Origin of the sequence: Mycobacterium sp. (genome assembly GCF_035603715.1) — a bacterium.
GTDB lineage: Bacteria > Actinomycetota > Actinomycetes > Mycobacteriales > Mycobacteriaceae > Mycobacterium.
This window is the reverse complement of sequence record NZ_DATNJW010000401.1, coordinates 1-2,195: the sequence shown is the minus strand read 5'-3', so window position 1 is coordinate 2,195 and position 2,195 is coordinate 1. Positions and strand designations below refer to the sequence as shown.

Annotated in this window: 2 protein-coding genes; both read right to left on the bottom strand. The window is 64.7% G+C overall.

Annotated features, from left to right (window positions below):
• Positions 1-1,579: MFS transporter (locus VN856_RS16620; protein ID WP_325690926.1), on the bottom strand; the 1,579-nt coding region annotated here is incomplete at its 3' end.
• 33 nt (positions 1,580-1,612) lie between these two features.
• Positions 1,613-2,195, bottom strand: a 583-nt coding sequence (gene cobA / locus VN856_RS16615; protein WP_325690924.1) for a uroporphyrinogen-III C-methyltransferase, incomplete at its 5' end; no start/stop codon positions are given.

The following is a 2,195-nucleotide window of genomic DNA, read 5'->3' as shown; positions in this document are numbered from 1 at the left end:
CGGCGTCGATGGCGTCCTTGACTTCCTGCGCGTGAGCCACCTGCTCGGCGGTGTAGCCGATCAGCAGCGACACCCCGCCGACGATGACGGCGACGCCGGCCACCCACAGCAACCCGTAGGTGTAACCGTGGTCAAGGGCATGCAGCTGAGCCGCGTTCATGTTCTTCACCGGGCCGTTGGTGCCGCCCAGGTACAGCGTGCGTGATGTGATGACAGCCTGGATGACGGTGAGAACCACTGGGCCACCGAGGTTTTGTAGCATCAGCGCGATGGCGGAAGTCGGCCCGATCTGGTCGAAGCCGACGCCCGCGATCGCCGAGAGCGCCACCGGCACCACGATCATGCCGATGCCGATACCCGCGATCACGACCGGCACGATCAGGTTCGGGAAGTACGGCATCTGGCCGTTGAACGTCGACCCGTAGACCATGGCGCCGACCACCAGCGCTCCACCGGCGATGACCACGACCCGCGGCTGGAAGCGCGACACCAACTGCGACGAGCCGGCCAGCCCGATGCCCATCGCAATCGCGAACGGGATGAAACCGACACCGGCACGCAGGGCGCTGTAGCCCATGATGTCCTGCACGTAGAGGGCGACCAGCACGGTGACGGTGAACAACACCCCGCCGGCCATGAAGATCGCGGCGAAGGTGGCCAGCCGGTTGCGGTCGAAGAACAAGTTGAACGGGACGACGGGGTTCTCGGCCGAGCGCTCCACGAAGGCGAACGCGACGAACGCGACGAGCCCCACGACGGCCGAACCGATCGTGGTGAATGAAATCCAGCCCGCTTCGGGTCCCGACGAGAAGGCGAACACCGCGGCGGTGCAGGCCAACGTGGCCAGCACAGCCCCGGCCGCGTCGAGCTTCATCCGCTCACGGTTGGTTTCCCGCAGCGCGGTGCGGGAAACGTAGATCATCACCAGCCCGATCGGCACATTCACCAAAAACGCCAGCCGCCAGGACACCTCGGTGAGCGCTCCACCGACCACCAGACCCATCACTGAGCCGACACCGGTCATCGCGCCGAAGACCGCGGTGGCCGCGTTGCGTGCCGGCCCCTTGGCGAACGTGGTTGCGACCAGCGCGAAGCCGGTCGGCGACGCGATCGCGGCGCCCACACCTTGCAGCAGCCGCGCTATGACCAACGTGACGTCGTCCCAGGCGATGCCACACAGCGCCGACGCGATGGTGAACAGTGAGACGCCGACGATGAAGGTCCGCTTGCGGCCGATGGTGTCGCCGAGGCGGCCACCCAGCAGCATCAGGCCGCCGAAGGTCAGCACGTACGCGGTGATGACCCAGCTGCGGCCGGCGTCAGACAGGCTCAGCTCGTTCTGGATCTTGGGAAGCGCGACGATCGCGATGGTGCCGTCCATGGTCGCCATCAGCTGCATCCCGGCGATGGCGATGACCGCGGCGAAGAATCGGCGCGTCGGCATCCACGTCGTGGAAGTCTTGGTCGGAGTCGACTCGGCGGTCTTTTCCGGGTGCGGTTGGGGCATGTGAACTGCTCGCTTCGAGGGTTCAGTTGTCCATCTTTGGACAGCCCGCTCTGCATCGTTGAGAGCCGTCATAAGAACTTACCCTACAGTAATCTTAGGGATCTTTTAAATGCCGAAGGCGGCCACCGAACCGATAACGATGATCGCGGGAGGTCGAATACCCTCCGAACGGATCTTTTCCGGCGCGTCGGCCAGTGTGGCCCGCAAAGTGTGCTCAGCCGCCGTCGTGCCTTGTTGAACAACGACTACCGGCGTATCCGCAGGTCGGCCGCCTTTTAGCAGGACTTCCGCGAATAGCTCGATGCGTTCGACCGCCATCAGCAAAACAATGGTTCCGGTCATTGCAGCTAATGCATCCCAATTCACTAACGATTCGGGATGATCCGGCGCCACATGTCCGCTGACCACCACGAATTCGTGGTTGATCGCGCGGTGGGTTACCGGAACTCCCGCCGACGCCGGCACCGCTATGGCACTGGTCACACCGGGCACGACTGTCACCGGGATGCCGGCTTCGGCGCAGGCCAGCAACTCCTCGTAGCCGCGGGCGAACACGAACGGGTCTCCCCCTTTGAGCCGCACCACGAATTGGCCGGCTCGCGCCCGCTCGATCATCACGGCGTTGATGGCGTCTTGGGCCATCGCCCGTCCGTACGGGATCTTGGCGGCGTCGATCACCTCGACGTGC